The following is a 25,477-nucleotide window of genomic DNA, read 5'->3' as shown; positions in this document are numbered from 1 at the left end:
GCCTTGAATAACATATCATTTACAACGATAAAAAATCGTATAACTATTTATACACTCGTTTGGAAACGAGCGCAAGCATGAAAAGTTTTAGTTATTACTTCATGAGTTCGTCATCTCGACTGAAGCGCAGCGAAACGGAGAGATCTATCTCGAGACAGATTTAGCTTCGCTGAGTACTTTGTGGTTCTCGGCTACGTTGCACTCCGCTCGAAATGACGGAACGAATAAAGAAGTAATCCCCCAACGCGTTTAATAGTATATCATTTACAACGATAAAATCGTGTAACTATTTATGCACTCGTTTGGAAACGAGCGCAAACGCTAACCAACTTTAATCCCCTTTTAAGCCCGATTTAATCCCCTTTTAATTCGGCGGGAATAGCTTTGCAGGATGACAAGAATATCTACGTTGCTTCTTCTCTTTTTAGTCCTTATAACCAGAGCAACTTTCGCACAAACCGATACACTAAGCTTAAATCTGAACCAGGCAGAAAACCTCTTCTTAAAAAATAATTTCGATCTCCTGGTCAGCAATTATGACATCGACAAAGCTAAAGCCGAAATTATTACCGCCAAACTATTCGAAAATCCTACTCTCGAATATGAAAACCTTTTCTACAACCACGAAACAAAGAAATTTCTGCAAACCTCCTATGCTTACGGACAATTTGCAGGGTCTATTTCGCAGTTGTTTAAACTGGCAGGCAAGCGCAATAAAAACATCAAACTGGCCCAAACAGGGGTTAAACTGGCCGAATACGAGTATTTCGACCTGCTAAGAACACTCAAATTCGAGCTGGTTAATACTTTCTATAAGACCTATTTTGCGGCGCAATCGGTAAAGGTTTACCAGGAACAAATCAGTTCTACTGATCAACTGCTAAAAGCTTACGATCTTCAGTTAAAAACGGGCAATGTGGCCGCAAAAGATGTGATCAGGATTAAATCACTGCTGATCAACCTCAAAGCAGAACAGGCCGGATTATTGAATGAACTGGAAGACAATTACAAAGATTTAAAAATACTTTGTGGTATCAACGCTACAACCTCAATTAACTTAATGTTAGATCAGGTAGATCACGTATCACCCGATAAAATTCCTTACAGCGCATTACTCGATTCGGCCAGAGCTAACCGCGCCGATCTCAAACTGGCCAAAACTGATCTGCTTTATAACGAACGTAATTTAAAACTGCAAAAAGCTATGGCCATCCCTGATATAGAAATTGGTTTGAGCTACGACCTGAAAGGCAATTATCCCGAAAAATATACCGGTTTGGGCATCAAAATCCCTATTCCGCTTTTCTCCAGGAACCAGGGCGAAATTAAAAAAGCACAGGTTGGCATAACCGCAGCCGATTTGCACCTAAAAAGACAGGAAGCCCTGCTCGAAAATGAAGTATTTAACAGCTACAAAACCGCTTTACGCAACGAAAAACTGTATGCAGAGATCGATCCCACCTTTAGTACCGATTTCAATACGCTCATTTCTGGTCTGATTAAAAATTTCAAGGCAAGAAACATCAGCCTGATCGAATTTTTAGACCTCTACGATGCTTATAAAGAAAATACACTGCAACTGAACAAAGTCGAATTCGAAAGAATGAGCAGCCGTGCGGAGCTCAATTATGTAACCGGTTCTAATCTTTTTAAATAAATCTCATGCAAAATCTCTATAAAAACACCGTATTCATTGCTACTGTCAGTTTAATATTTAGCTGTAGCGAACATAAAACGGCAGCCCCAGCCGAAAAATTTGCGATCACTGATTCATTGATCAACCGTTTATTAATCGATACCGTACAACAGGCCAACAGTAAAACCGAACTGATTTTTTCGGCCAAAATTGCTGCAAATGAAGAACGTCGCTCAGAACTTTTCCCCATGGTTAGCGGAACAGTAAACCGCGTTGGCGTAAGGCTGGGCGATCAGGTTTCAACTGGCCAGACACTAGCCACCCTCACCAGTTCCGAAATGGCTGGTTTTGATAAAGAAGTTATCGCCGCCAATGCCGAACTTAAAAATGCAGAACGATCGGTAAAACAGGCCGAGCAGCTTTTTCAAAGTGGTTTATCATCTGCTAAAGAACTCGAAGAAGCCAAAAACGATTATCAGATCAAAAAAGCAGAGGTAAAAAGAGCCAATTCTGTATTGAAACTCAATGGCGGTAGCAGTACGGGATTATACGCCATTAAATCGCCCATAAATGGTTTTGTGATCGAAAAAAACGTAACCCAGAATATACAATTGCGTGGAGATAACGACAAAAGCCTTTTTACCATTGCCGATCTCTCTAACGTTTGGGCCATGATCAACATTTATGAATCTGATATTTCGAGGGTTAAGGCCGGGGATGAAGTGAGTTTATCAACCCTCTCCTACCCTGATAAGATTTTTAAAGGCAAAATAGAGAAATTATATAACCAGGTTGATCAGGAAAGTAAAGTAATGAATGCTAGGGTGGTAATTCCTAATCCGGGCTTCCTTTTAAAACCAGGCATGCTCGGAACGGTAAAGGTTTCGGCAAATTCAGCTATCGATCTACCTGTTTTAAATTCGAGGGCCGTTATTTTCGATGAAAACAAAAATTATGTGCTCGTTCTGGGCCAGGATCATAAGGTGAGGATTCAGGAGATCGAAATTGGCCGCAAAACCACCGATAAAACCTACATCAGCAAAGGTGTACAGGCCGGCGACCGCATTATTGCTTCCAAACAGGTTTTCTTGTTCGAAAGCCTGAAAACACAATAATTTCTTTTCATCACCTAGATTTTAACAATGAATAAATTCATAAAAAGCATTATCGGCTTTGCACTGAAGAATAAATATTTCATCTTTTTTGCCACCTTTATTTTAATCCTCGCCGGTTATTTAAGTTTCAAACACACCACAATAGATGCCTTCCCCGATGTAACCAATACCAACATCACCATCATTACCCAATGGCCCGGCCGTAGTGCCGAAGAAGTAGAAAAGTTTGTAAGCAGGCCTTTGGAAATTGCCATGAACCCGACCGAAAAACGCACCAGCATCCGTTCTTCTTCCCTCTTTGGTTTATCCATCGTAAAAGTAAGTTTCGAAGATGATGTAGATTATGCCGAGGCGCGTGTACAGGTAAATAATCACCTCGAAGAAGCCGATCTGCCCGAAGGGATTCAGCCTGAGGTACAGCCACCATACGGACCAACCGGAGAGATTTTCCGTTATACCTTAACCAGCGATAAAAAATCGGTCCGCGAGTTAAAAACCCTGCAGGATTGGGTGATCCAGCGCGAACTTTTATCTGTTTCGGGCATTGCCGATGTGGTGAGTTTTGGTGGCGAGGTAAAAACCTATCAGATTACTGTTGATCCGCAAAAAGCCATTCAATATGGCGTAAGCGCAACCGAACTTTTCGAAGCGGTATCTAAAAGCAATATTAATGTGGGTGGCGATGTGATTGTGCAGAGCGGTCAGGCTTATGTGGTGCGTGGTATCGGCGTACTCAACAATATCGACGAAATCAGGAATGTGGTGGTCGATAACATCAATGGCACACCCGTTTATGTGAAAACCATTGCCGATGTCGCCGAATCGGCCCTGCCACGATTGGGTCAGGTTGGCCGCGACAGAGATCCGGATGTAGTGGAAGGCATTATTGTAATGAGAAAAGGTGGTAATCCCAGCGAAGTAATTGCAAGATTGAAAGAAAAAATCAACGCCATAAACAGTACTATTTTACCAGATGATGTAAAAATAAAACCCTTTTACGACCGTGAAGACCTTGTCAATTATTCGGTACATACCGTAATGGGCAATATGCTCGAAGGGATTTTGTTCGTAACCCTCATTGTGTTCCTTTTTATGGCTGATTGGCGCACCACCCTAATCGTTTCGATCATTATTCCACTCGCATTACTTTTTGCTTTTATCTGCCTCAAATTAAAAGGCATGCCGGCCAACCTGCTCTCTATGGGGGCAATCGACTTTGGGATCATTATAGATGGTGCCGTGGTAATGGTTGAAGGGATTTTCGTCGTACTGGATGCCAAAGCCAGAAAACTGGGCATGGATAAGTTCAATAAAATGAGCAAGCTCGGTTTCATCAAAAAAGCCTGTCTCGAAAATGGAAAAGGCATTTTATTTGCCAAACTGATTATCATTACCGGTTTGCTGCCCATTTTCACCTTTGAGAAAGTGGAAGGTAAAATGTTCTCTCCTCTGGCCTGGACGCTAAGTTTTGCCTTACTGGGCGCTTTAATCTTAACCTTTACCCTCGTGCCAGCCATGGCCAGTGTGCTCTTAAAAAAAGATGTAAAAGAAAAGCACAATATTTTTTTAGAATGGATTACCAAAGCAACCCTTAAATTTTACGATGCCTGTTTCAAAAAAAAGAAACTCGTTTTTGGCATTTCTGTCATTGTGCTCCTGTCAGGTGCCTTTAGCTTTAAATTTCTCGGCACCGAGTTTCTGCCCAGCTTGGATGAAGGTTCTATTTATGTGCGTGCCACCGGGCCTCTAAGTATTTCATTGAATGAAACCAAAAAGCTTTCGAACGAGATGCGAAAGATCTTTTTAAGTTTCGAAGAAGTAAAACAGGTAATGTCGCAAACCGGCCGGCCAAACGACGGAACCGATGCCACCGGCTTTTACAATATGGAATTTCATGTGGATATTTATCCGCGGAAAGAATGGAAGCGCAAGCAGACCAAAGAACAGCTGATTGAGCGGATGCAGGAAAAACTGAAGAGTTTTCCAGGCATTAGCCTCAATTTTTCGCAACCCATTTCTGATAATGTGGAAGAGGCCGTTTCGGGTGTAAAAGGTTCGATTGTGGTAAAACTTTTTGGCGAAAACTTCGAATACATCGAACAGGAAGAAGAAAAAATAGAAAGCATTTTAAAAACGGTTGAGGGTATTGAAGATCTGGGGATTTTAAGAAATCTTGGTCAGCCGGAACTGCAGATCAATCTCGACCAGAAAAAAATGGCGCTTTATGGCGTAAGCACAGCAGATGCCAATGCGGTAATCGAAATGGCCATCGGTGGAAAAGCGGCTACCCAGATTTATGAGGGTGAACGCAAATTCGACCTGATTATCCGTTATCCGGAAGATTTCAGGAATGACGAAAGTTCGATCAGTAAATTGCGTGTGCCTACCCTATCCGGATCGAACGTACAGTTGGGCGAAATTTCCAGCATCCGCAAAATTACCGGCCCCAGTATGATTTACCGCGACAAACACAAACGTTACGGTGCCATCAAATTCTCCATCCGCGGCAGGGATATGGGCAGCGTAATTGCCGAAGCCCAACAAAAAGTAAATGCAAAAATCAAATTGCCACAAGGTTATCAATTGGAGTGGGCCGGCGATTTCGAAAACCAGCAAAGGGCCATCGCCCGTTTATCGCAGGCTGTTCCCGTAAGTTTGTTATTGATCTTTTTTATCCTCTTTGTACTGTTCGGAAACATCAAAGATGCTTTATTGGTGTTAAACAATGTCCCTTTTGCCATGATTGGTGGCATATTAGCCCTGTTGGCCGCTGGCGTAAACTTTAATATTTCAGCGGGGATAGGTTTTATTGCCTTATTTGGGATCTGTGTCCAAAATGGAGTGATCCTGATTACCCGTTTCAAATCCAACATTTCCGAACTCAAACATCATCCCGGCTGGACCTTTACCGATGCCATGCGTGATGGAATTGCAAGCAGGTTCAGGCCGGTATTGATGACTGCTTTAATGGCCGCGATAGGTTTAATGCCCGCAGCACTTTCTACCGGTATTGGGTCAGAAGCATCAAAGCCATTGGCCATTGTAGTAATCGGGGGATTAATCACCAATACTTTATTTAACCTTTTTGTTTATCCGATCGTATTTTATTGGTCGTACCGTAAAAAAGTAAATAGTCTATAAATATCAAGGGCTGTTCCTTTTTCATTAGGAACAGCCCTTATCGTCATCAGAATAATACCTGATTCTTTAACTTAATGAATGAATTATATTAATTCACATCACCTTTAACTTTGTTTGCCGTTCTTTTTCCAGGAAGATAAATCTGGAATCCAAAAGACAGATTTAGGTTGTTTTGCGTGGTAGCATTACCAAAGCCTACTAGGCCTTTATACTTAAGCAAGGTTTCTAAACCAATGTTAGGCGTAATAAAATAAGCAAAACCAGGACCTACACTTAAATCTAACCCATTAGTGTTTGCACCGCCTCTGTTAACATTAACACCACCAACACCTACAGTTGCTTCTGCAAAGAAACGGCCGTGTTTCAATACTTCAACATCTTTTCCTGTGTAATAACGGCCCAATGCACCTACACCATAGCTGGTTGTGGTACTTGAGTTTTTAGCCGTTTCCAGACCAAAATTTACGTAACCACCCACCGCTACATTATCCTGAATAAACCAGGCAGCTTTTGGGGTAATGTCAACACTGAAAACATTTGGCGCATCTAAACCAAGGTTAATGTTGGTAAGATTTCCACCAACCATTACATTACCTTTTTGGATTTGTGCCTGTGCACTGCCCGCAAATAATAATGTGGCAAATACAAGTTTTAATAGATTTTTTTTCATGATAGATAACTTTTTATTATCCATCTCTAACACTCTCCTGTGCATATAGTTTAAAAAAAACGCACTCACGCTATTAAATCACTGAAAAAGAGCGCCATAAAATCATTTCAAAAACTACTTTTTATCATAAAAGTTACTAACAATAATAAATCTCATCTTCAGGTAACTGCGAAGTGCTTATTTTGAAACGGGCTTTTATCTCAAAAAACCGGCAAAAAACATACTGCCCGAACATTTGTTATGCTCTTAAGTAAATCTATTTAAACGAACAAATTTTGAACCCACAGCATATCATTTACCTGTTTATCGGACTTGCATTGCTATGTATCGCGGTAATGAGCATCGTAATCCGGCAGCGGAATTTAAAATACCAGCAAGATCTCATTAATGCTCCTGTAAAGCTACCCGAAGCTTATGGTCTTGGTCAAAAAATGTTTAGTGTACACCTGAAATGCACAGATTTAAAGCAAGGTAATTCTATTTTAGGCATTGTTTTCAATCTGCTTACGATTTTAATGCTGGTGTTGGTAACCGGAGGATTTGATTCTTATAATGCACTTCCTTATCCAAAAATTGTTGATGCGTTACTTAACAAGAAAACTTTAGTACCCATCGGGATCGGCATAGTTGTATTCTTAATGTATAATGCTTACCACCGCGTAAACATTACCTGGGAAAACGGGCCTGTTGTAGCAGAATCTCCAGTAAACGTTACGCATTATGAAATCAAGAAAAATGGCTTGCTTTTAAATGTAATTTACCTGCAAACCGATCAGAAGCTATGGATCCTGGTTCCGGGTACTTCGCAGGATAACACAAAGTTTAAAGATTTTAACCGGCTCAGAAAAGAGCAGCAGGAGAATGAAAAGTACATACAACAACTTAAAGAAAACTTAAACCATTATGGTGCGCAGGAAAGAAAATTCCCTTTTTTCACCCTCTATCTCAAGCTTTCCTTTTTCGCCTTCATCCTAAGCCTTGTTTTGATACTGGTTATTCTAAACTTCCAATAATCCATTCGTTTTTCTATTTTCTCATTTTGGCTACAAAAGCCCTCAATTAGGCTACAAATTTGCATCGCGTCGTCCTCACCTTTGGTTTATCATTTATTCAGATAAAAAATTATGGAACATCAACAAGAAAATCAAAGTAACCTCAACTCAACAGCTCATAAAGTTTGGTTTATTACCGGTACCTCGCGTGGATTTGGGCGTGTATGGGCTACTGCCGCCTTAGAACGGGGCGATAAAGTAGCGGCAACCGCACGAAATCTCTCCAGCATTGCCGATCTTCAGGAAAAATACAAGGAAAATATACTAACCCTGGAACTTGACGTGACCAATCATGATCAGGTTGAAAAAGCAGTTAAACGGGCCCACGAGCATTTTGGGAAATTGGATATCGTGTTAAACAACGCAGGTTATTCGCTTGTAGGTACTGTTGAAGAAGCCACGATTGATCAGGTAAAGGCCATGTACGATACCAACATTTTCGGGGCAGTTGCGGTTATTCAGGCAGCCTTACCAATTTTACGCAAACAAGGTTACGGACATATTTTAGGCACATCAAGCAACCTCGGCCACGTGGTGCTACCTGTAATCGGCTATTACGCTTCTTCTAAATGGGCATTCGAAGCCATTCACGAGAGTCTGGCCGAAGAGGTAAAACCATTTGGCATTAAAGTTACCATTATAGAGCCGGGTGCATATGCCACGGAATTTGGCAGTCAGGAATCGTTGAAATTTGCAGACGGACTGGATATATATACCGACTTCAAAGCAACATTTTTTGAAGGTTTACAGCACATGGAAAGAGGAAATCCGGATGCTACACCAGATGCCATTTTCAAAATTGTCGACATGGAAAACCCACCTTTACGCCTTTCGCTCGGCAGCCATAATCTGGCCTGGGTACGTAAGGCCTATGCTGAGCGTATGGCAAGCTGGGAAGAATGGGAGTCTGTATCGAACGCAGCACAAGGTTAATTAACCAAAAAATCAACCATATAACCGGTAAACAAAAGCTTATCGGTTATATTTGTATTAACTAATATGAAAAAGGAAGACCATAGCCCATATAAATTCAGTTCGCTAACCGAAGCACACCGGATGATGGGCTTGCCGCAACCGAAACACCCGCTCATCAGCCTGATCAATAATGAAGATCATCCGGTTGAAATGAACGGACAGCCCAATTCGCATATCCTCAACTTTTATAAAATCTCGTATAAACCAAAATTGAGCGGCAGGCTTAAATACGGCCAGAGCTATTATGATTTTGACGAAGGTGGTTTATTATTTGCCGCTCCAAATCAGATTATCGGTCATGAAGAAGATTTAAGTTCCAGTGTTTGTTCGCTATATACCTTATTAATCCATCCTGATTTTTTACTATCGTATCCGATAGCCAAAAAAATCAAAAGTTATGGTTTCTTTTCATACTCGGCCAATGAGGCATTGCATTTATCAGAAAAGGAAAAGGTTACCATCATTACCATCTTTAAAAGCATTGAAGAGGAACTGAACAGCCGGATTGACGATTTTAGTCAGGATGTGATTATTACGCAGATCGAACTGTTGTTAAATTACAGCAACCGCTTTTACAAACGTCAGTTTATTACCAGAAGGGTGCTGAACAGTGATTTGTTGCAAAACCTGGAAGAACTGTTGGAAGATTATTTTAACGATAAAATGCCCATGTTTAAGGGCTTGCCAACGGTTCAATACCTTTCCGGTCATTTAAATGTTTCGCCCAGTTATCTAAGCGACTTATTGCGCTCACTTACCGGGCAGAATGCACAACAGCATATCCATCAAAAACTGATCGAGAAAGCAAAGGAGAAATTATCCGGCATCAATTTATCAGTAAGTGAGGTGGCCTACGAGCTGGGCTTTGAACATCCGCAATCTTTTAATAAACTGTTTAAGGCAAAAACGAAGGTTTCGCCACTGGCATTTAGAAAATTATTTAATTAAGTAGCGTTTTTGTTCTTTCGCACGTATAAGCTGTAAATTAAAGCTTTATGAAAAAGATATCACTCCTTCTATTGACAATTGCATGCATGATTTATGTATCATGCAAAAAAACCACAATCGACAACGATGGTCCGGGTGAAGTTTTCGGCAAATGGAAACTCACTGAAACCATGTTCGATCCCGGTGATGGAAGTGGAAAATATAAAAAGGTAACCGGCGATGCCAAATACCTTACTTTAGAAAAATCAGCAGACAAAGCAGGAAAATTTAGCGGAAATGCCGTTCCGGATATATATGCATTCAGGATTTTAGACAGTGTAAAAATGGAAGTTTTCAGCAATACTTATAAAATGCCATTAACTTACTACTATAAAGTTTCGGCAAAATCGCTCCTGCTTAATCCACCCTGTATAGAAGGTTGTGGTTACAGGTTTGTGAGAGAATAAAGGTAATCAGCCCCTCGGGTTGCAGATCTCCTGCTGAAATCTCAGGTATTTAGATGGGCTTAGGTTAAGGTAATGTTTAAAATCGTGGATCAACTGGCTCTGATCATAAAAACCACAGGTTTCAATTACCTCGAACCAGTTAACAGGTTTGTTATGGAGTAACAGGTGCTGTATAAGTTCAATTGCTTTTAAAAAGCGCATATACCGGCCAATCTCGCGTGAGGAATAACCCAGGTGTTTTTTCAGGTTCATCTGTACCGATCTTTCCGAAAGTTTTTCCTGAGCAGAAATTTCTTTTACCAGACTTATCGGGCCATTGCCCAGAGCAATAATCTGCCTGGTTAAAGGGTGACGGTTTTGTATATACGGGCGGCTAAATTCGAGCAGCTGCGTTACCCTTTCACTTATAGTATCTAAAGCATTAAGGCTTGTCCATAGCGTGGTAAAACAGTTGTCATTCAATAAATCATCCGGATGAAGATACCCGGTAAGTGATGCCGTACCAAAAAAGCGGAAAAAGGCATCATCTTTAAAATTTACGACCAGCATTTCGCCTCCTGCGGGAAGAATGTAAGTAAAAGCCTGCTTAACAGGACCTAAAACCAGGCATTTATCCATTGATATTGCTTCATTTTCCTTGCTAAGCAAAGCAAGTGAAGCACCAAAACTGAATACCATCATGGTTTGAAATGCAGGCAGCAAAGTTTGGATAATTGGAGCATCAGATTTATTCTCTGCGAAATAAAAATGAGAAAACAACTCCTCAAATTCAGCAGGAACAGTGATCCGGTAGCCGTGATATGCCTCATTATTTTTCATGATCAAAGATGATCATTTTTAGGAAAAATTACCATTTAAGTGGCTTATCTAATCTAACCAAAAGCCCCGAAATTGATACGCTTATTAATTTAGTGGGCTGGGGACACAAACCACGGTTATGGTAAGGCCCGCAACCGCTGCTGTAAACCTCGCAATTGCATGTGCAAACCTCGCAAACGCATGTGTAAACCTCGCAAACGCATGTGTAATCATCGCAAATACATGTGTAAACCTCGCAAACGCATGTGTAATTATCGCAAATACATGTGCAAACCTCGCAAACGCATGTGTAAACCTCGCAAACGCATGTATAATTACCGCAAGCGCTACTGCAAACCTCGCAAACGTATGTATAATTACCGCAAGCGCTACTGCAAACCTCGCAACCGCATCTGCAATTGTCACTAAAGAAGCACAAGAAATCAATTAAACGATTGCCGGAATGCGATCGGAGATAGATTGGTTTTTGATTTAAACAGCTTACTGAAAGATTGAGGATGCCCAAAGCCCAACTGGTAAGCAATTTCGCTAATGGTAAGCGTGGTAGTTGATAGTTTTTCTTTCGCCCTTTCAATCAGTTTATCATGGATATGCTGCTGCGTGCTCTGTCCGGTGGTTACTTTCAGCAGACTGCTGAGGTAATCAGGCGAGAGGTTTAATTCTGCAGCAAGATCGTTTACCGTTGGCAAGCCATTTTCTACAGCGTTTTCTTCGAAATAACGGTTGAGGAAACTTTCTACCTGATCTAAAACCTGGTGGTTGGTAATGCGCCGGGTAATAAACTGGCGATGATAAAAACGTTCTGCATAATTAAGCAGCACCTCAATTTGCGAGATAATAATCTGCTGACTGAAGTTATCAATATTGGCCTGATACTCCTGCTGAATATTTTGTATGATACCTGCCATGGTGGTTTCCTCTTTTTCAGAAAGAAACAGGGCTTCATTTACTGAATAGCTAAAATAGGCGTATTTTTTAATGGTATTGGCCAATGGAAAATTCCATAAAAAATCAGGGTGAACAAGCAACATCCATCCGGATTTATCGGGTGCGTCTCCTGTTACCTCGATCCTGAAAACCTGCCCTGGTGAGATAAAAAACAAAGTGCCTTCGTCGAAATCATATTCCTGCTGACCGTATTTAAACCGGCCGTTCATGTTCTTCTTTAAAGCAATGAAATAGAAATCGAATACCCAGCTCACAGTATTAATGTCCGTCGAATGTTTCATATCCGCATAATCGATCAGGCTGATTAGCGGATGTTCAGGTTTTGGAAGTCCCCTCACCTTGTGGTATTCGCTGATGCTTTTTATGCGTTGAACGTGTTGATTGGCCATTGATTGAGCTGGTTATTGATTACAAACTAAGAAAAATTCCTGAGAACCAGGTTTAAGTATGCAAATATCTAATTTCCCGGGGTAACAGCTGTAGGCAAATCCTTTGGATTTGTAGCCAAATCCGGTTCCTCCTGCACTGTCATCCTAAGCGATAATTTATTTTATAAAAATTAATATGAATGACAGATCTTTATGGCAAAATGTTAGGCTGCGCGAGATCGTCATTGCGAGAAAGGCTTTTTCAGCCGACGGCCTGCCCCGATTTCGGGGAAGCAATCTTTCTAGCAAGGATCGCTAGCAGGAAAGATTGCTTCGTCGTTCCTCCTCGCAATGACGACTTTTCTTTGGATCTGTCAATGGTAGCGCAGCGAAGGATTTTTTGAAGAGAATTAATCCAGAAATAAAGCCGTTTTTATTTGAAAACGAGCGTTCTGTTCCCCATGGACAAAGTAGCCCCGCCATCGCTTGTAGTCCTCGTTACGCTGCGCTTCACTACGGGCTACCCGCTCTGTCGGGTTTATTTAACAAAGATGGGTGCTGCGATGCTATAAAACCCCGAATAGAATTACTGGTTTTGCCAGCTAAACCCGACTACAGTGTAAAACCCACAGCCCGAAGCATGAGGGCGAGGATTTGGAACGGAGGGCGGGACTGCCTGAACCAAATAGCACTGTGATTGCTTTCCAAAAAAAAAGTGAGTTGAGGTTGTCTCTTACCAATAATCACGACTTTACTATGGAATCTGTCAATGGTAGCGCAGCGAAGGACCTCCAACCGATGAAAAGCAAAACCTAAAAAACACTTTACTCAAGGATGTGCAATTATGAAACAGATTCTTCACTGCGTTCAGAATGACAAACTAAGTTTATTTAACCGTCAAGCTCTCCCATATCACCTCATAAATATCAGGTGCATGCAAAGTTTTACCCACAGGTTTAGAAGTTACCAAAACAGGTTTATATTCATCTGTAACGTTCGTGCGCCCGTGCGATCCTTTAACCAGTGTTGCATCAAGCGGAATTACATCCATTACATAACGGAAACCTGCTTTTTTCCTCAATAATTTATAACCTGCCCTCAGTTTAGAAGTCATAAACATTTCTACCGGATCGTAACCCGGTTTTTTATGAATATCAACCACCCTTGCATAATCGGGTGCTTTGGCATCATCGAGCCAGAAATAATAGGTAAACCAGCTGTTCTCTTTGGCTACCAATACCAGGTCGCCGGAACGTTCGTGGTTGATGTGGTATTTTTTCTGTTCTTCTTTATCTAAAACCAATTCGATGCCCGCAGCATTTTTCAATAAAGTTTTCACCTGTTCGGTTACGCTTTTATCATTGATATACACATGCGCAATCTGATGGTCGGCCACAACGAAAGCTTTTGATGCCCCAGGATCCAACAACTCCAATCCCCTTTCTTCGCGAATCTGGATCAATCCGTTTTCCCTGAACAAGCGGTTTAAATGGATCGGATTATTTACCGGTGCGATGCCATATTCGGAAAGTAAAATGATGCGTGCACCCTTTTCTTCATAAAAACGCACCAGCTCTGATACCACCTGATCAATTTCCTGTAATTCGGGTTTGATTTTTTCTAAATCCGGACCGAATTTTTGCAGGCAATAATCCAAATGTGGCAAATAAATCAAAGTAAGCGTAGGATGATGGAGTTTCTCGGTTTCCATTGCTGCATCAGCAATCCATCTGGTTGATTTGATGTTGGCACCCGGCCCCCAAAACTGGAATAGAGGAAATTGCCCTAATTTATCCTGCAGGTAATCGCGCAGTTCGGCTGGTTGCGAATAACAATCGGGCAATTTACGTCCATCGGCCAGGTAATTCGGTCGTGGTGTTACCGAATAATCAACGGTAGAATACATGTTGTACCACCAAAACATATTGGCACAGGTAAAATTCGGATCTTCTTTTTTGGCCTGATCCCATATTTTTTCAGCATTAACGAGCTTGTTCGACTGTTTCCAGAATTTGATTTCAGCATCGGCATGATCATACCAGCCATTGCCTACGATCCCGGTTTCGGACGGAAATTTCCCGGTAACATAACTCGACTGCACGGAGGTGGTTACCGCCGGCAACAAAGGCTCGATGGTGGTAAAATGATTTTCAGAAATGTATTTTTGGATAAAAGGCGTGTGTGCCCCAATTACGGATGCAGACAGGCCTACTATGTCGATAACAACTGTTTTATGCATGCTTTTATTGTTCTAATAATGTTTTCACCCAGGCCAGTTCCCTGATGATGGAATCGTTTAAGGGAGCTTTTAAAGCGGCTGGCAAAACTTCCCAGGTATAGGTTTCTACTTCGAGGTGATTTGTAAAAGGATGGTGTTTCTGCAGGTTTAACACCTCGGTTATATCACTTTGGGTTGATTGGATCAGCCCCATATCTTCTACAAAAATCGGCACATGGAAATGCGCCCGCCACTCTTCTACTGCCGGATCTTCACCTTCTGCCAATGCATCAGCAAGATCGGGATAACGAAGTAAAGTGCCATCGTTTTTGCGTGCAATCACCTGGTGCAGGTAAGTTGGCTCATCAAAACGGCTTAACTGATCCAATACAGTCGTTCTTTCAGGTGAAGAAGCCGGCAATTTGGCTTTCAAGGCTGCACTGATCTGTATTTTACCAATCTGAATGCCTTTCTCCTGCAGTTCTTTTATAATTGAGGTATGTGGCTCGTAGCCGATGGCAAAATGACACACATCGTAACATAAACGGATGTGGTTTTTAATCAGCGCTTCATCATTTCCGGAAGGTAGAAGTACATCCTCATACCAATCAATAAATTCCGGACCAGATTCAAGAAAACCATCGGGTTCGGGCTCGATATCGATGTGGATAACTTTGCCACTCTGTTCCTGGATCTGATGTAAACCTTCAGCAACTTTTAAAATATTGGTTGTGGCGGTAATGGTAGCATTTTCTCTTGCTTCAGCATTGGTAAACCAGGGTTTATAACTCAAAGGAGAAGTTGAAATACCGCCATCCATACCATCAGGAAGCAGTTGCGAAAGAATGTTAGCCAAACGGAGCGTATAATTTACCCGGTCATCCGTAGTCCAGTCGGGTGCATGTACCTGATCTTTAACCCTCGTATGATGAAAACCACCATATGGAAAACCGTTCATGGTAAATACATAACCACCTTCATCTTCGAGCCATTGTTTAAAAATGGTTAAATGGTTTTCCTCCAAAAGTTCGATACTGGCCAGGTTAGAAAGGCGCAAACCAATTCCCATTGGTGCATCAGGCGATAATTGCCCTTTTAATTTTGGAAAACTGTCTTTCAACACCGCAAAATGTGCTTCCCAGCTTTCTCCTGCATAAATATTGGTGCAGAAAGTTAAATGTCCGGAGTTTAATTTCATCTTTTAATGTTGAATGGTAACCGTCTGGGTATTTAAAATCTCAGCAGCCTGTTTTAAAATTTCAGCATCAATTTCATGTACTTCTTCACCACTGCCAATACCGGTAAGCAGGGTAATGGTTAGCTGGCCGCCAAGGTGCTCGCGAAATTCTTCCAGCCCCTGTAAAATCGGACTATTGCCTTCGGTAACCTGTAGTAAAGGATGCGTGAGTTCGAAACCCAATTGCTGGATCAGGTTAATTACCCTTTGTGCTTCATCAGCTGTAATTCTTCCAGATAAGTTGGAATAAACACTATCTAAAGCAATACCCATGGCTACCGCTTCACCATGCCGTACCTCAAAATTGGTGAGATATTCTAATTTATGAGCACTCCAATGACCAAAATCCAACGGTCTGGCAGAGCCATTTTCGAAAGGATCGGCACTGCGGATATGCTCCATGTGCAGTTTAGCACATTTCCAGATCTGGTAATTCATGGCAGTTGTATCGCGGGCGGCAAGTGCCGCTGCATTGGCTTCGAGCCATTCAAAAAATTCAGCGTCTTTAATCAGCGCCACTTTAATGGCTTCTGCAATGCCTGAACGCCAATCGCGGTCGGATAAAGTGCTTAAAAAAAGTTCGTCGTTAAAAACAGCCACGGGTGGCGAAAACGTGCCCAGGAAATTCTTTTTATTAAAATAGTTGATGCCGTTTTTTACGCCCACGCCAGAATCATTCTGCGAAAGTACCGTGCTTGGAATCCTGATGTGTTTAATCCCCCTGTGGGCAACCGTAGTGGCATAACCCACCATATCGAGCACGGCACCACCGCCAATTGCGGCAACAAACGAGTGCCTGTCGATACCGTGAACATTGATGGCTTCCAATACCTGATCGAAATAGCGGGTATCATTTTTCACCACTTCCCCACCCGGGATAATCAAAATATCCTGAACCAGCTGTGTTTTATTGTAGCTGGAGAAATAGGTTTTAATCTGCGCAACAAGCTCCTGATGTGCATTGGCTACGCCTTCATCTATCACAAATAAAATTTTCTTTACGGTAACCGCCGGATTTAAACTGAGCAAAAAGCTGTTCAGCAATTCGTTTTCAGGCGAAAAAAGTGATGAAGTAAAGAAAACGTTGTAGTTATATTGTACGGTGAAAGATTGATGTAAATGTTCCATATCAATTTGATAGTGTAAGTTGAATTAAGTTACGGCAAACAATTTAGAGAGCCATAACGATAAAGGCAATAAAGCGGCAATTACAAAGGCCATCATCAGCGCATCGAAAGTTACAGCCCAGGCAGCATCCATTAAAATTAAGGATATTACCCCTGCTTTAACCGCAGCACCGATATTTTTGCCAATGGGCTGATTAATCGCTTTTAAAAGTGGCCTGAAAATCATAAAGGTAAAAGGCACCAGAAACAACAGCGACCATAATAAGCGATCGTTTATGAAAGCGAAATAAGCAATCGCAAAAATCACAATGGCATATAAACCGGCGGCGATGTATAAATTTTTGGTATTTCCGCCATGTACTTCTCCACGGCTGGTAAGGGTAATGGAGAATATATATACCACCGGAATAATGGCCAGGTAATAATGACTATATAACATTTCGGGCACAATACTGATGCCCAGCAATAAATTAAAGCCGCGGCATAAGCCCATATTTAACGGGCCAAAGAAAGAATGGTGCTTTCCGAATTTATTATAAAGCAAAGCAAAAATTGCCACCAGAAGCGCCAGTATGCCCGATGTTAAACTGTTTAAAGCGGCCAGTGCAATTCCGGCAAAAAGTAAAAGGCCTCCAAAAATAGCTGCATTTTGCAGGCTGATCAATCCGCTGGGAATGGCCCGTTCCGGACGTTCGATTTTATCAAGCTCAGCATCAAATACATCGTTAAAAACGATGCCCCCGCCATACAAGCAGGCAGTAGATACAGCTAAGAACAACATTGAAAGCCATGGAACTGAAAATCCGCTGCTTAAAACACCGGAAATGGCAATACCAGCTAGAATATCAGCTACAGATGTAACGATATTGGCAGGGCGCATCATGCGCAGGTACACAATTAATTTTTCCAATACAATTTAGCTGATGATGATCGAAGATTTATCGGGTCTCGGTTGTTGTCCGCCGCGCAGAATGGTATTGCCTTCAAATTTCTGGGTAAGATCTGCCTGTGCATTAAAATCGGCTTCATCAATCTGTCCGCTTTGCGCAAAAGCCGTAATGGCATTACGGTAAGTTACCAGTTCAATATCCTGATCACTTATACCACGCATTTTCATTAAGGCTGCCGTTTTAGGCACGGCTAAGGGATCGCTGATGCCCCAATCGGCCGCAGAATTTACCATAATGCGTTCTGCACCATATTGCTTTACAATCTCAACCATACGCTCGTTACCCATTTTAGTAAAGGGATAAATGGTAAAAGCTGCGAAAAAACCCCGGTCTAAAACCTCTTTTACCGTTTCTTCATTGTTATGGTCGATAATAACCTGATAAGGATCAAGGCCATGCTCCAGGGCAATATCCATACTACGCTGAGTACCCTTTTTCTTATCGCGGTGCGGGGTATGTACCTGTACCGGCAAACCGGCTTCTTTAGCCAGTTCGAGCTGCAAACGGTAATATTTTTCTTCAGCAGCAGTCTGATCGTCGAATCCAATTTCGCCGATCCCTACTACACCTTCCTTATAAATAAATAACGGCAGGATTTCCATTACCTGTTCGGCTAAACTTTCATTATTCGCCTCTCTCGAATTAAGCCCGATGGTGCAATAATGTTTAATACCAAATTGTGAGGAACGGAAACGTTCCCAACCAATCAGGCTGCTGTAATAATCCCTGAAACTATCCAGGCCCGTTCGGGGCTGGCCCAGCCAAAAAGCCGGCTCAATAAGCGCAACAACGCCTGCGTCGGCCATAGCCTGATAATCATCTGTGGTTCTCGACGTCATGTGAACATGTGGATCGAAGAATTTCATTCCCTTAACGGCACTGATATCAAAAGCCTCGGGTTCTCCCATCGTTGCTTTATCTCTTGCGATTGAACTGCTACAACACATATCTATTTGATTTTTTATTTTATAATGAATTCCAGTTTAAACTTCCATCGGCCAGGGCCAGTTTCAGTTCCGGAAAGGTATTAATATAATCTTTTGCCGGCTGGTAATCTGATTCGGTTACGGCCAGTGCAATGGCGCGCTGCTCTGTCTGATCGTAATGTTGCAGACCAGTTTTAAGGTCTTCAAAAATTTCAGCATTAATGAATTTCCCCACTAAACGCCATAGCTGTGGGTGTACCTGCCTGCCGGCTGCCCAACGCTCTTTAGCATAATCAATCAAAGTTAAAGCCAGCTGAAGATTAGCGCGTTCATCTAAACCAGCAATGAGTTTAATGTTTTTTTCGGTGAAGAATGCCTTTAATACGAGCTGGTTCCAGGCCGATTCATCCAGGTATGCTGCAGGATAGGGATTGTTTTCCATAATTGCTTCTAAAACCGAACCAATATTACTCCTGATGCCCTCTGCACAGCGCTTAACCCAAATTTCCGGATAAGGTAAAAATGGCAACGCCGAATATAAAGCCACCGCTTCGTTCACCTCTGCCGACAGAAATAAACGGTCGAGAGTAGAGTATAATTGTTCTTCATCAACCGCTGTAAAATTGCTCAGCAACCACACCCGGCTAAGCCTGTCGATGGTCCAGTTACGGATATAACCGAAACCCGCTTTATCGAGTGCTTTTTGCTGATCATCGTTAACTGCAACCAACAGTTTGCCTGTTTTACGCGGCAGCATCACAAATACTTTGGCTATTTGCGCTGGCTGATCCGGCGATTGTATAAAATCCTCCAGCCACTTTTCGGGCTCTAAACTTATATTGTTTTTAACAACAGACCATATTATTTCTTTTACTGCCTCCATATTATTACCGCTCATAAATACAATTGCCCAGGACATTTATGCGGTAATGCCCGCAGAAACAAAATAATTGATCAACAATGCACCTGCAATAATTAACAGGCCAAAAAACTCTCGGGTTTGTTCGATGTAAGGTTTTGTAGCCTGCATGCTCTGCACCAGGCTTTCGCGGCGGTATTTTGTAATCCAATCGCGTACACCATCTTTTGCAAAGAAAAGAATAATGGCGTAAACCAGGTAAAAGGCAATTAAAAACAAGTACACAAAAGGATAAAATTTGCCGGCTGCCGCTAAACCGCATGATATGGCCGCGCTTAAATAGATCGATACCCATAGAAAAGCATCGTTATCGTTTAAATTTACATAGGCAAAGCCCAAAAAGGAGATGCAAAAAATAATGTTGAGAATAATTAAAAGCATTTTGAATTATTTGGTTTAAAACAAGCTAAATCGATTTCCCGACTCAATCACTGAAAAACAAAGTTATTTAAACTGAACACTTTTTTAGTATTAAAATATGTAAATTATATACTGCTATTAAATATTTTTTTGATTAAGAAAGTGAATGATAAAAGCTAAATCCAAATCATGTGCAATGAAAAAATTCTCTGTTAGGCCATGCATCTAACTTAGTGAAGGAAAAATAGTATCGAACATGATGTTTGCCTGTTCCTTAATTAAATCAATATCTTCATGTTTATTATTAACCAATAAATAGGTGCTGTTTTTTTCTTCCATAAAATGGCTAAAATACTCTTCGCCAATAAGATTGTAAACGGCATAACGATATATTTTAAAATGTTTTGTACATTCCTTACTCTCCACATAAGATCTTTTCGGATCAAAAGTATGAGATCCCAGAAAGCCAAAGTTGGCCATAGGGTTCTTTTTTAGGATCTGTAATATTAGTTGAATACAGGTTGCCACAATTTTACCCACCTTATTTTCACCAGTGAGAATGTTGAACCTTCTGGGGTGCTTTTTTAAACGTGCAGGAAAAAATTTAAGCACATAAATGTTGAAAAGATACTCTTCAACCTCTAAATGATATTTTTCTTTCTGAGTTTTAAAAATATAAGTTGTTCGCTCTTTTAAATACTGAGCCCCTTAAAATTTGTCGGTAAAATGTTTAGTAAATGGGAATGAATTATCAAACATTAAGGTATCAAGTGCTTGTATGCTTGTGAACGTCCATTATTGATTTGACTGGAAGTCACGCGTACAAGATTTGATTTTGATGCAGAATTGATTTTAACACAGGATTTTCCGGCCGGAACAGCACTGTTAGCGTGCATTTTATTTTGTCCGTATGAATTGTTATTGCTTCCCATGCTAATTCTTTTGAGTGTAATATAATAACAACAATTAATTTAAAATGTTATTATATTTTCTGCCTACTTATTGAGAGTGACTAATTTTTATCAAAGTTATGGCATTTTCATCATATTTCAATACAATTTAGATTTTTATATATTTCTAAATAAATGTCATTCAAACCTTTATCAATAAATTAAGTGAGGTTATCCTAATCTCCAAAAACAAGTTTTAAAATATTTGCCAGCACCGGATTATGGTCGTCGGCCCGCCAGTTGATTAACAAATCAGTTTTAAAAGGCAGTGGGATAAACCGCAGTCCCGGGCTCTGGTGATGCATGTACGAATCGGGCAAAATAGCAATTCCCAAACCTTTCCTTACCAGGGCAATGATGGTAGATCCAAATTCGGAGTGCAGAAATACATCCGGAACAAAATTATAGGATTTAAAAAGTGCCTGAATAATTTCACTGTAGCTACTGCCCCCGTCATTGGTGGGCAAAATAAACTTCTGCTGCCTGAGTTTTTCTGCAGATAAATCTTCGAACCTTTTAAAAGGATGTTCTAACGGAACCACTAAAGCCAAATGATCGGTATATATTTTTTTCGACATGATCCCCGGTTCACTGGTAATATCGCGGGTAATGGCTAAATCGATCTTGTAATTTTTTAAAAACTCCAGTTGATTTTCATATAAAACCTGCACCAGTTTAATCTGTAGCTGAGGAAATGCTTCGGTAATTTTAGCCAAAATATCGGGCATAATGGAAGCCGATATCGAATCGGGATGCGCAATCGTAATGGTTCCGCGTTCGCCCAAATGGAGCTGCTTTGCAAACTGATGAATATATTCGAGCTCACTCAGTTCTACTTCCCATTTTTCTTTTAAAAATTTACCGGCCGGAGTGAGCTTAACATTGCGTTTATTGCGTTCGAAAAGCTGTAATCCCAGCTCACTTTCGAGTGATTGAATCTGGCGGCTAAGCGCTGATTGTGTAATGTTTACCTTCCCGGCTGTCTTCCAGTAATGAAGCTCCACAGACAGGGCTAAAAAATATTTAATTCGCTGCAGATCCATTAATGCAAAATACGCATTAATAAATGAAATAATAGCATTTTATAACATTTAAAGAGTGCTTACATTCGTGCCATGGAGCAGATCACAATCGAAAGGGCAACAATTACAGACCTCAAAAAATTACAGGAAATTGGAAGAAATACATTTTTTGAAGCTTTTGCTGAAGTAAACAGCGAGGAAAACATGAAAGAATACCTCGAAAACAGTTTTTCGGAAGAGAAACTGAAAGCTGAACTAAACAATAAAGATTCACAGATCTATTTTGCGGTACTTGAAGGAAAAGTGATTGGCTATCTTAAAATTAACCTTGGAGCAGCACAAACTGAGCAATTAGACCCGGAGGCGCTCGAAATTGAACGGATTTATCTCCTGAAAGCATTTTACGGACAAAAAGTTGGTCAGTTACTCTATCAAAAAGCCATTGATATTGCCCACCAAATACGGGCATCTTATGTATGGCTTGGCGTTTGGGAAGAAAACTACAGGGCTTTAAAATTCTATAAAAAAAACGGCTTTAAAGCCTTTGGAAAACATTCATTCTGGCTTGGCGACGATGAGCAAACGGATTTGATGATGAAAAAACAATTGGTAAACGCTAATGAATTAAAAGTATCTTAATGGAAAAAAGAAACCTCTTTCTTATTTTACTGATACTGGGTACAGCTTTCTGGGGAATTTCCTTTTCGGTAACCAAACTAGCCATAGGACAAAACCAGCCCGTTTTATTTCTATGCTATCGCTTTATGCTGGCCACCATGGTTTTATCCGTCATTTTCTGGAGGCAGGTAAAAAAACTTAACCTCGCCATAATTAAAACCGGTGCCAGTTTAGCCATTCCCCTGGTATTGGGCATCTATTTGCAAACACTGGGCATCACCCATACCTCGGCCTCGCAATGCTCGTTTGTTGCCGGGATAACGGTAGTAATGATTCCTTTAATCAAACTCATCATCTACCGCAAATCTGCGCCTTTAAAAATATGGATAGCGGCATTTACCGCATTAGTTGGTTTATTTGTAATATCGATAACCGATAACCTTAAAATCGGTACCGGCGATCTCTACACCATTGTTGGTGCATTTTGCTTTGCGATTTATCTGATTCAGATCGAAAAGGAATCAAAAGCCGGAGACATTGTGCCTACCATTGTACCCATGTTTGCCACCTGCGCCATATTAACCTTTTTATTGGCATTGTTCCAAAATGGAACGGTTTGGATACCGCAGGAGCATACTTTTTGGGCAGGTATTATTTTCTGCGCATTATTCTCAACGGCATACATGTACACGATATCAAACATTTCGCAGAAATACATCAGTGCCGAAAGGGTATCCATCATCTATCTTTTCGAACCGGTTTTTGGCGCCTTTGCAGCACATTTTATTTTGGGAGAAGAAATTACATCCCGGTTATTAATGGGCGGCGGACTGATTTTTATGGCTACCCTGATATCAGAACTTAAATGGAAAATGCCACGGCAAATGGCAATATCGAGCCTGTCGAAGTGGAAAAAGGATTAATCCTGATTTTTGATGCCCGATAAATGATCGGTATATTAGTGCGATGGAACCTATTGTACTCAACAGATCGCAGGCACGGAAAATCATTATACACGCAGCAGGACTCTCAAAAAAAGCACAATTCGGAACGGGAACAGAAGCCGTTTACAGGGTGATAGACCACCTGGGATATGTACAGTTAGATACCAATTATGTGGTAGAACGTGCACACCATCACGCCATGTTTGCCCGTGTTCCTGATTATCAAACCGAATGGCTTGCAGAGCTTGGCGAACAGGGCGATATTTTCGAATATTTTACCTCGGATGCCGGATTTTTGCCCATGCACGATTTCCGTTTTTCGTTACCGGTAAAAAAAGCATTTGAAACACAAGGCGCTTCTTTAACGAAAAGAGAATCGGACCTAATGAATCAGATTTTAGACCATGTGGAACGTGATGGGGCAGTAATGGTAGGAGATTTTGAGAACGACCGCGTAGAGGCCAGTTCGGGCTGGTGGGACTGGCGGCCGGCAAAGGTTGCGCTCGAAAGGCTTTACCTGGAAGGGAAACTGATGATCAGCCGCAATAGCGCTTTTCAAAAAGTTTATCACCTGCCTCTGGATGTAATACCTCAGGATACTGATCAAACCATGCCTTCAGATGAGGAATATGCGCGTTATGTGATCCTTCGCACGCTTGGCGCACTGGGAATTTCTTCTGTAAAGGAAATGGCCTGGCGTGCACGCCGGGTAAAGGGAAATCTGGTAAAAAAAGAACTGGAAAAAATGCTTCAGTCAAAAGAGGCGCTCACAGTAAGTGTTGATGGTGTAAAAGGCCCGCTATACATGCGCTCCGACACCGACATTAACATTTCCATTGAAGATGAACTTTTCATCCTGTCCCCATTCGATATACTGAATGTATTCCGTGCCCGCTTAAAAGATTTCTTTGATTTTGATTACCAGATTGAATGTTTCGTGCCGGCGCCAAAGCGAAAATTCGGTTATTTCTCACTTCCAATTCTCTCCGGAGAAAAATTTATTGCCAGAATGGATGCCAAAGCAAATCGTAAACAAAAAGTACTGATCATTCATAACATCCACTTTGAACCCGTTGAAATTGGCCAGAAAACCATCAATCAGTTAGTGCAAAACCTGAAAGAATTTATCCTATTCAACAAATGCCAGGATGTTACCTTCGGAAGATCGAATAACATTACTTTGCTGGAATTAATTAGTCAGGAATTTTAGAATAAAAAACAAAAAGGATTGCTCAATAAGTTTAGCTAACAGCTCTGGATATTGCTTTAAGTTTTTGATATAAGTTACGCTTTTCATTTTTTCGATATGTAATTCAATCAATCGACGCTGTTTGCAATCAAGGTCATTTATAGTAAAGATAGTTCCCAATCTTCAGCCTAACCATTAAAAAACATTAAATTAACACTCTAATTTTAACAAAACCATTTTTTTGTTAACTTAAACAGGTGGCAAATCTGATTTAGCTGATTACCCAATATGGATTCGAATTACAATAAGGACAAATTGATTGCTGAAATTAAAAATGGTTCAGAAACCGCATTTAAATGGCTGTTCGATGCTTTCCATTTGAAGATTTACACTGTTGCAAAAAAAATGGGCATGAGCGATGAGGAGGCCGAAGATGTAATTCAGGATAGTTTTTTACAGCTGTGGAAACAAAAAGACTCCATTAAAGAAGATTTATCTGTAAACGGTTTACTGTACACCATTGCCAAAAGAATTGTACTGAAAAAACTGGAAGAAAAAAAACACTACTATACCGATGAAGATATTGAGCAGTATAGCCATGCAAGTACCAATACCACACAAGATGACATTGCTTTTTTAGAAACGAACAAATGTATAAACGATACCATTAACCGCCTTCCGGAACAGCAACGCATCGTTTTTTCGATGAATTACAAAAATGGCCTTTCGGCTGAAGAAATTGCCGATAAACTTGGTATCTCGAAGCGGACAGTAGAAAATCAGATATTCAGGGCAAGAAAAATTTTAAAAACAGCCTTAACAAATGCGGGCATCTTATCCCTGATAGTTTATTTTATTTGCAAGGCAATATGAGTATAATTTGTTTTTTTTCATAATAA

At 40.9% G+C, this 25,477-nt stretch carries 24 protein-coding genes; 12 read left to right on the top strand and 12 right to left on the bottom strand.

Translation table 11 applies throughout. The features are described 5' to 3' along the window. Positions 1-391: 391 nt before the first annotated feature. From ABD769_RS04875 to ABD769_RS04865, 3 genes are read left to right on the top strand one after another with little or no spacing between them, the layout of a single operon-like run. Positions 392-1,657 carry a TolC family protein gene (locus ABD769_RS04875; RefSeq protein WP_344849870.1) on the top strand — a complete coding sequence of 422 codons (1,266 nt, stop codon included), beginning with the start codon at positions 392-394 and terminating at the stop codon, positions 1,655-1,657. Positions 1,658-1,662: 5 nt separating this feature from the next. Beyond that, a complete protein-coding gene (locus tag ABD769_RS04870; RefSeq protein ID WP_344849869.1) occupies positions 1,663-2,751 on the top strand; it encodes an efflux RND transporter periplasmic adaptor subunit in 1,089 nt (362 codons plus the stop codon). A gap of 27 nt (positions 2,752-2,778) precedes the next feature. Next, positions 2,779-5,892 (top strand): efflux RND transporter permease subunit, encoded by a 3,114-nt coding sequence (locus ABD769_RS04865; RefSeq protein WP_344849868.1) that lies wholly within the window; start codon positions 2,779-2,781, stop codon positions 5,890-5,892. 88 nt (positions 5,893-5,980) lie between these two features. On the opposite strand, the gene ABD769_RS04860 is transcribed toward ABD769_RS04865, so the two are convergent. After that, the gene (locus ABD769_RS04860) at positions 5,981-6,562 is read right to left on the bottom strand and encodes an outer membrane beta-barrel protein (protein WP_344849867.1); all 582 of its coding nucleotides are present in this window, start codon (positions 6,560-6,562) and stop codon (positions 5,981-5,983) included. 275 nt (positions 6,563-6,837) lie between these two features. Between ABD769_RS04860 and ABD769_RS04855 the strand changes: the two genes are divergently transcribed. The 4 genes from ABD769_RS04855 (at position 6,838) to ABD769_RS04840 (ending at position 9,983) form a co-directional block, all read left to right on the top strand. After that, the gene (locus tag ABD769_RS04855; RefSeq protein WP_344849866.1) at positions 6,838-7,575 is read left to right on the top strand and encodes a hypothetical protein; all 738 of its coding nucleotides are present in this window, start codon (positions 6,838-6,840) and stop codon (positions 7,573-7,575) included. Positions 7,576-7,686: 111 nt separating this feature from the next. Continuing rightward, the gene (locus ABD769_RS04850) at positions 7,687-8,547 is read left to right on the top strand and encodes an SDR family NAD(P)-dependent oxidoreductase (RefSeq protein WP_344849864.1); all 861 of its coding nucleotides are present in this window, start codon (positions 7,687-7,689) and stop codon (positions 8,545-8,547) included. A gap of 66 nt (positions 8,548-8,613) precedes the next feature. Further along, positions 8,614-9,537 carry a helix-turn-helix domain-containing protein gene (locus ABD769_RS04845; protein WP_344849862.1) on the top strand — a complete coding sequence of 308 codons (924 nt, stop codon included), beginning with the start codon at positions 8,614-8,616 and terminating at the stop codon, positions 9,535-9,537. Between the two features lie 47 nt (positions 9,538-9,584). After that, positions 9,585-9,983 (top strand): hypothetical protein, encoded by a 399-nt coding sequence (locus tag ABD769_RS04840; protein WP_344849861.1) that lies wholly within the window; start codon positions 9,585-9,587, stop codon positions 9,981-9,983. 6 nt (positions 9,984-9,989) lie between these two features. Here ABD769_RS04840 and ABD769_RS04835 read toward each other — a convergent pair whose 3' ends face one another. Next, entirely contained in the window at positions 9,990-10,802 is an 813-nt protein-coding gene (locus ABD769_RS04835) for a helix-turn-helix domain-containing protein (protein ID WP_344849860.1), read from the bottom strand. A 118-nt stretch (positions 10,803-10,920) separates the two neighbouring features. On the opposite strand from ABD769_RS04835, the gene ABD769_RS04830 reads away from it, so the two are divergent. Next, on the top strand, positions 10,921-11,232 hold the full coding sequence (locus ABD769_RS04830; protein WP_344849859.1) for a hypothetical protein: 312 nt from the start codon (positions 10,921-10,923) through the stop codon (positions 11,230-11,232). Here the strand turns inward: ABD769_RS04830 and ABD769_RS04825 are convergent. The 10 genes from ABD769_RS04825 to ABD769_RS04780 all read right to left on the bottom strand — a co-directional run bounded on the left by ABD769_RS04825 (position 11,225) and on the right by ABD769_RS04780 (position 21,848). Then, positions 11,225-12,139, bottom strand: coding sequence for an AraC family transcriptional regulator (locus ABD769_RS04825; protein WP_344849858.1), 915 nt, complete (start codon positions 12,137-12,139; stop codon positions 11,225-11,227). The genes ABD769_RS04830 and ABD769_RS04825 overlap by 8 nt on opposite strands. 865 nt (positions 12,140-13,004) lie before the next feature. Further along, positions 13,005-14,357: an alkaline phosphatase family protein gene (locus ABD769_RS04820; RefSeq protein WP_344849856.1), complete on the bottom strand. Its 1,353-nt coding sequence runs from the start codon at positions 14,355-14,357 to the stop codon at positions 13,005-13,007. Between the two features lie 4 nt (positions 14,358-14,361). After that, on the bottom strand, positions 14,362-15,534 hold the full coding sequence (gene eboE / locus ABD769_RS04815; protein ID WP_344849855.1) for a metabolite traffic protein EboE: 1,173 nt from the start codon (positions 15,532-15,534) through the stop codon (positions 14,362-14,364). A 3-nt stretch (positions 15,535-15,537) separates the two neighbouring features. After that, a complete protein-coding gene (locus ABD769_RS04810) occupies positions 15,538-16,701 on the bottom strand; it encodes a 3-dehydroquinate synthase (protein WP_344849854.1) in 1,164 nt (387 codons plus the stop codon). Positions 16,702-16,725: 24 nt separating this feature from the next. Further along, complete coding sequence (gene eboC / locus ABD769_RS04805; protein ID WP_344849853.1) at positions 16,726-17,610, bottom strand: UbiA-like protein EboC; 885 nt, start codon at positions 17,608-17,610, stop codon at positions 16,726-16,728. Positions 17,611-17,616: 6 nt separating this feature from the next. After that, positions 17,617-18,597, bottom strand: coding sequence for a TatD family hydrolase (locus ABD769_RS04800; protein WP_344849852.1), 981 nt, complete (start codon positions 18,595-18,597; stop codon positions 17,617-17,619). 19 nt (positions 18,598-18,616) lie between these two features. Next, on the bottom strand, positions 18,617-19,495 hold the full coding sequence (locus tag ABD769_RS04795; protein WP_344849850.1) for an EboA domain-containing protein: 879 nt from the start codon (positions 19,493-19,495) through the stop codon (positions 18,617-18,619). After that, positions 19,496-19,876: a transmembrane 220 family protein gene (locus ABD769_RS04790; protein WP_344849848.1), complete on the bottom strand. Its 381-nt coding sequence runs from the start codon at positions 19,874-19,876 to the stop codon at positions 19,496-19,498. A gap of 204 nt (positions 19,877-20,080) precedes the next feature. Continuing rightward, positions 20,081-20,335: a hypothetical protein gene (locus ABD769_RS04785; protein ID WP_344849847.1), complete on the bottom strand. Its 255-nt coding sequence runs from the start codon at positions 20,333-20,335 to the stop codon at positions 20,081-20,083. A gap of 646 nt (positions 20,336-20,981) precedes the next feature. Next, complete coding sequence (locus ABD769_RS04780) at positions 20,982-21,848, bottom strand: LysR family transcriptional regulator (protein WP_344849846.1); 867 nt, start codon at positions 21,846-21,848, stop codon at positions 20,982-20,984. A gap of 72 nt (positions 21,849-21,920) precedes the next feature. Between ABD769_RS04780 and ABD769_RS04775 the strand changes: the two genes are divergently transcribed. The 4 genes from ABD769_RS04775 (at position 21,921) to ABD769_RS04760 (ending at position 25,451) form a co-directional block, all read left to right on the top strand. Next, entirely contained in the window at positions 21,921-22,466 is a 546-nt protein-coding gene (locus tag ABD769_RS04775; RefSeq protein WP_344849844.1) for a GNAT family N-acetyltransferase, read from the top strand. Next, positions 22,466-23,368, top strand: coding sequence for a DMT family transporter (locus tag ABD769_RS04770; protein WP_344849842.1), 903 nt, complete (start codon positions 22,466-22,468; stop codon positions 23,366-23,368). Before ABD769_RS04775 ends, ABD769_RS04770 begins: the two co-directional genes overlap by 1 nt. Before the next feature lie 43 nt (positions 23,369-23,411). Continuing rightward, complete coding sequence (locus tag ABD769_RS04765; RefSeq protein WP_344849840.1) at positions 23,412-24,599, top strand: winged helix-turn-helix domain-containing protein; 1,188 nt, start codon at positions 23,412-23,414, stop codon at positions 24,597-24,599. A gap of 267 nt (positions 24,600-24,866) precedes the next feature. Further along, positions 24,867-25,451 (top strand): RNA polymerase sigma factor, encoded by a 585-nt coding sequence (locus tag ABD769_RS04760; RefSeq protein ID WP_344849838.1) that lies wholly within the window; start codon positions 24,867-24,869, stop codon positions 25,449-25,451. The last annotated feature ends 26 nt before the right edge of the window (positions 25,452-25,477 follow it).

This window comes from Pedobacter jeongneungensis (assembly GCF_039538295.1).
GTDB classification, from domain to species: domain Bacteria; phylum Bacteroidota; class Bacteroidia; order Sphingobacteriales; family Sphingobacteriaceae; genus Pedobacter; species Pedobacter jeongneungensis.
The sequence above is the reverse complement of the archived record's forward strand: the minus strand, read 5'-3'. Positions and strand labels throughout refer to the sequence as shown.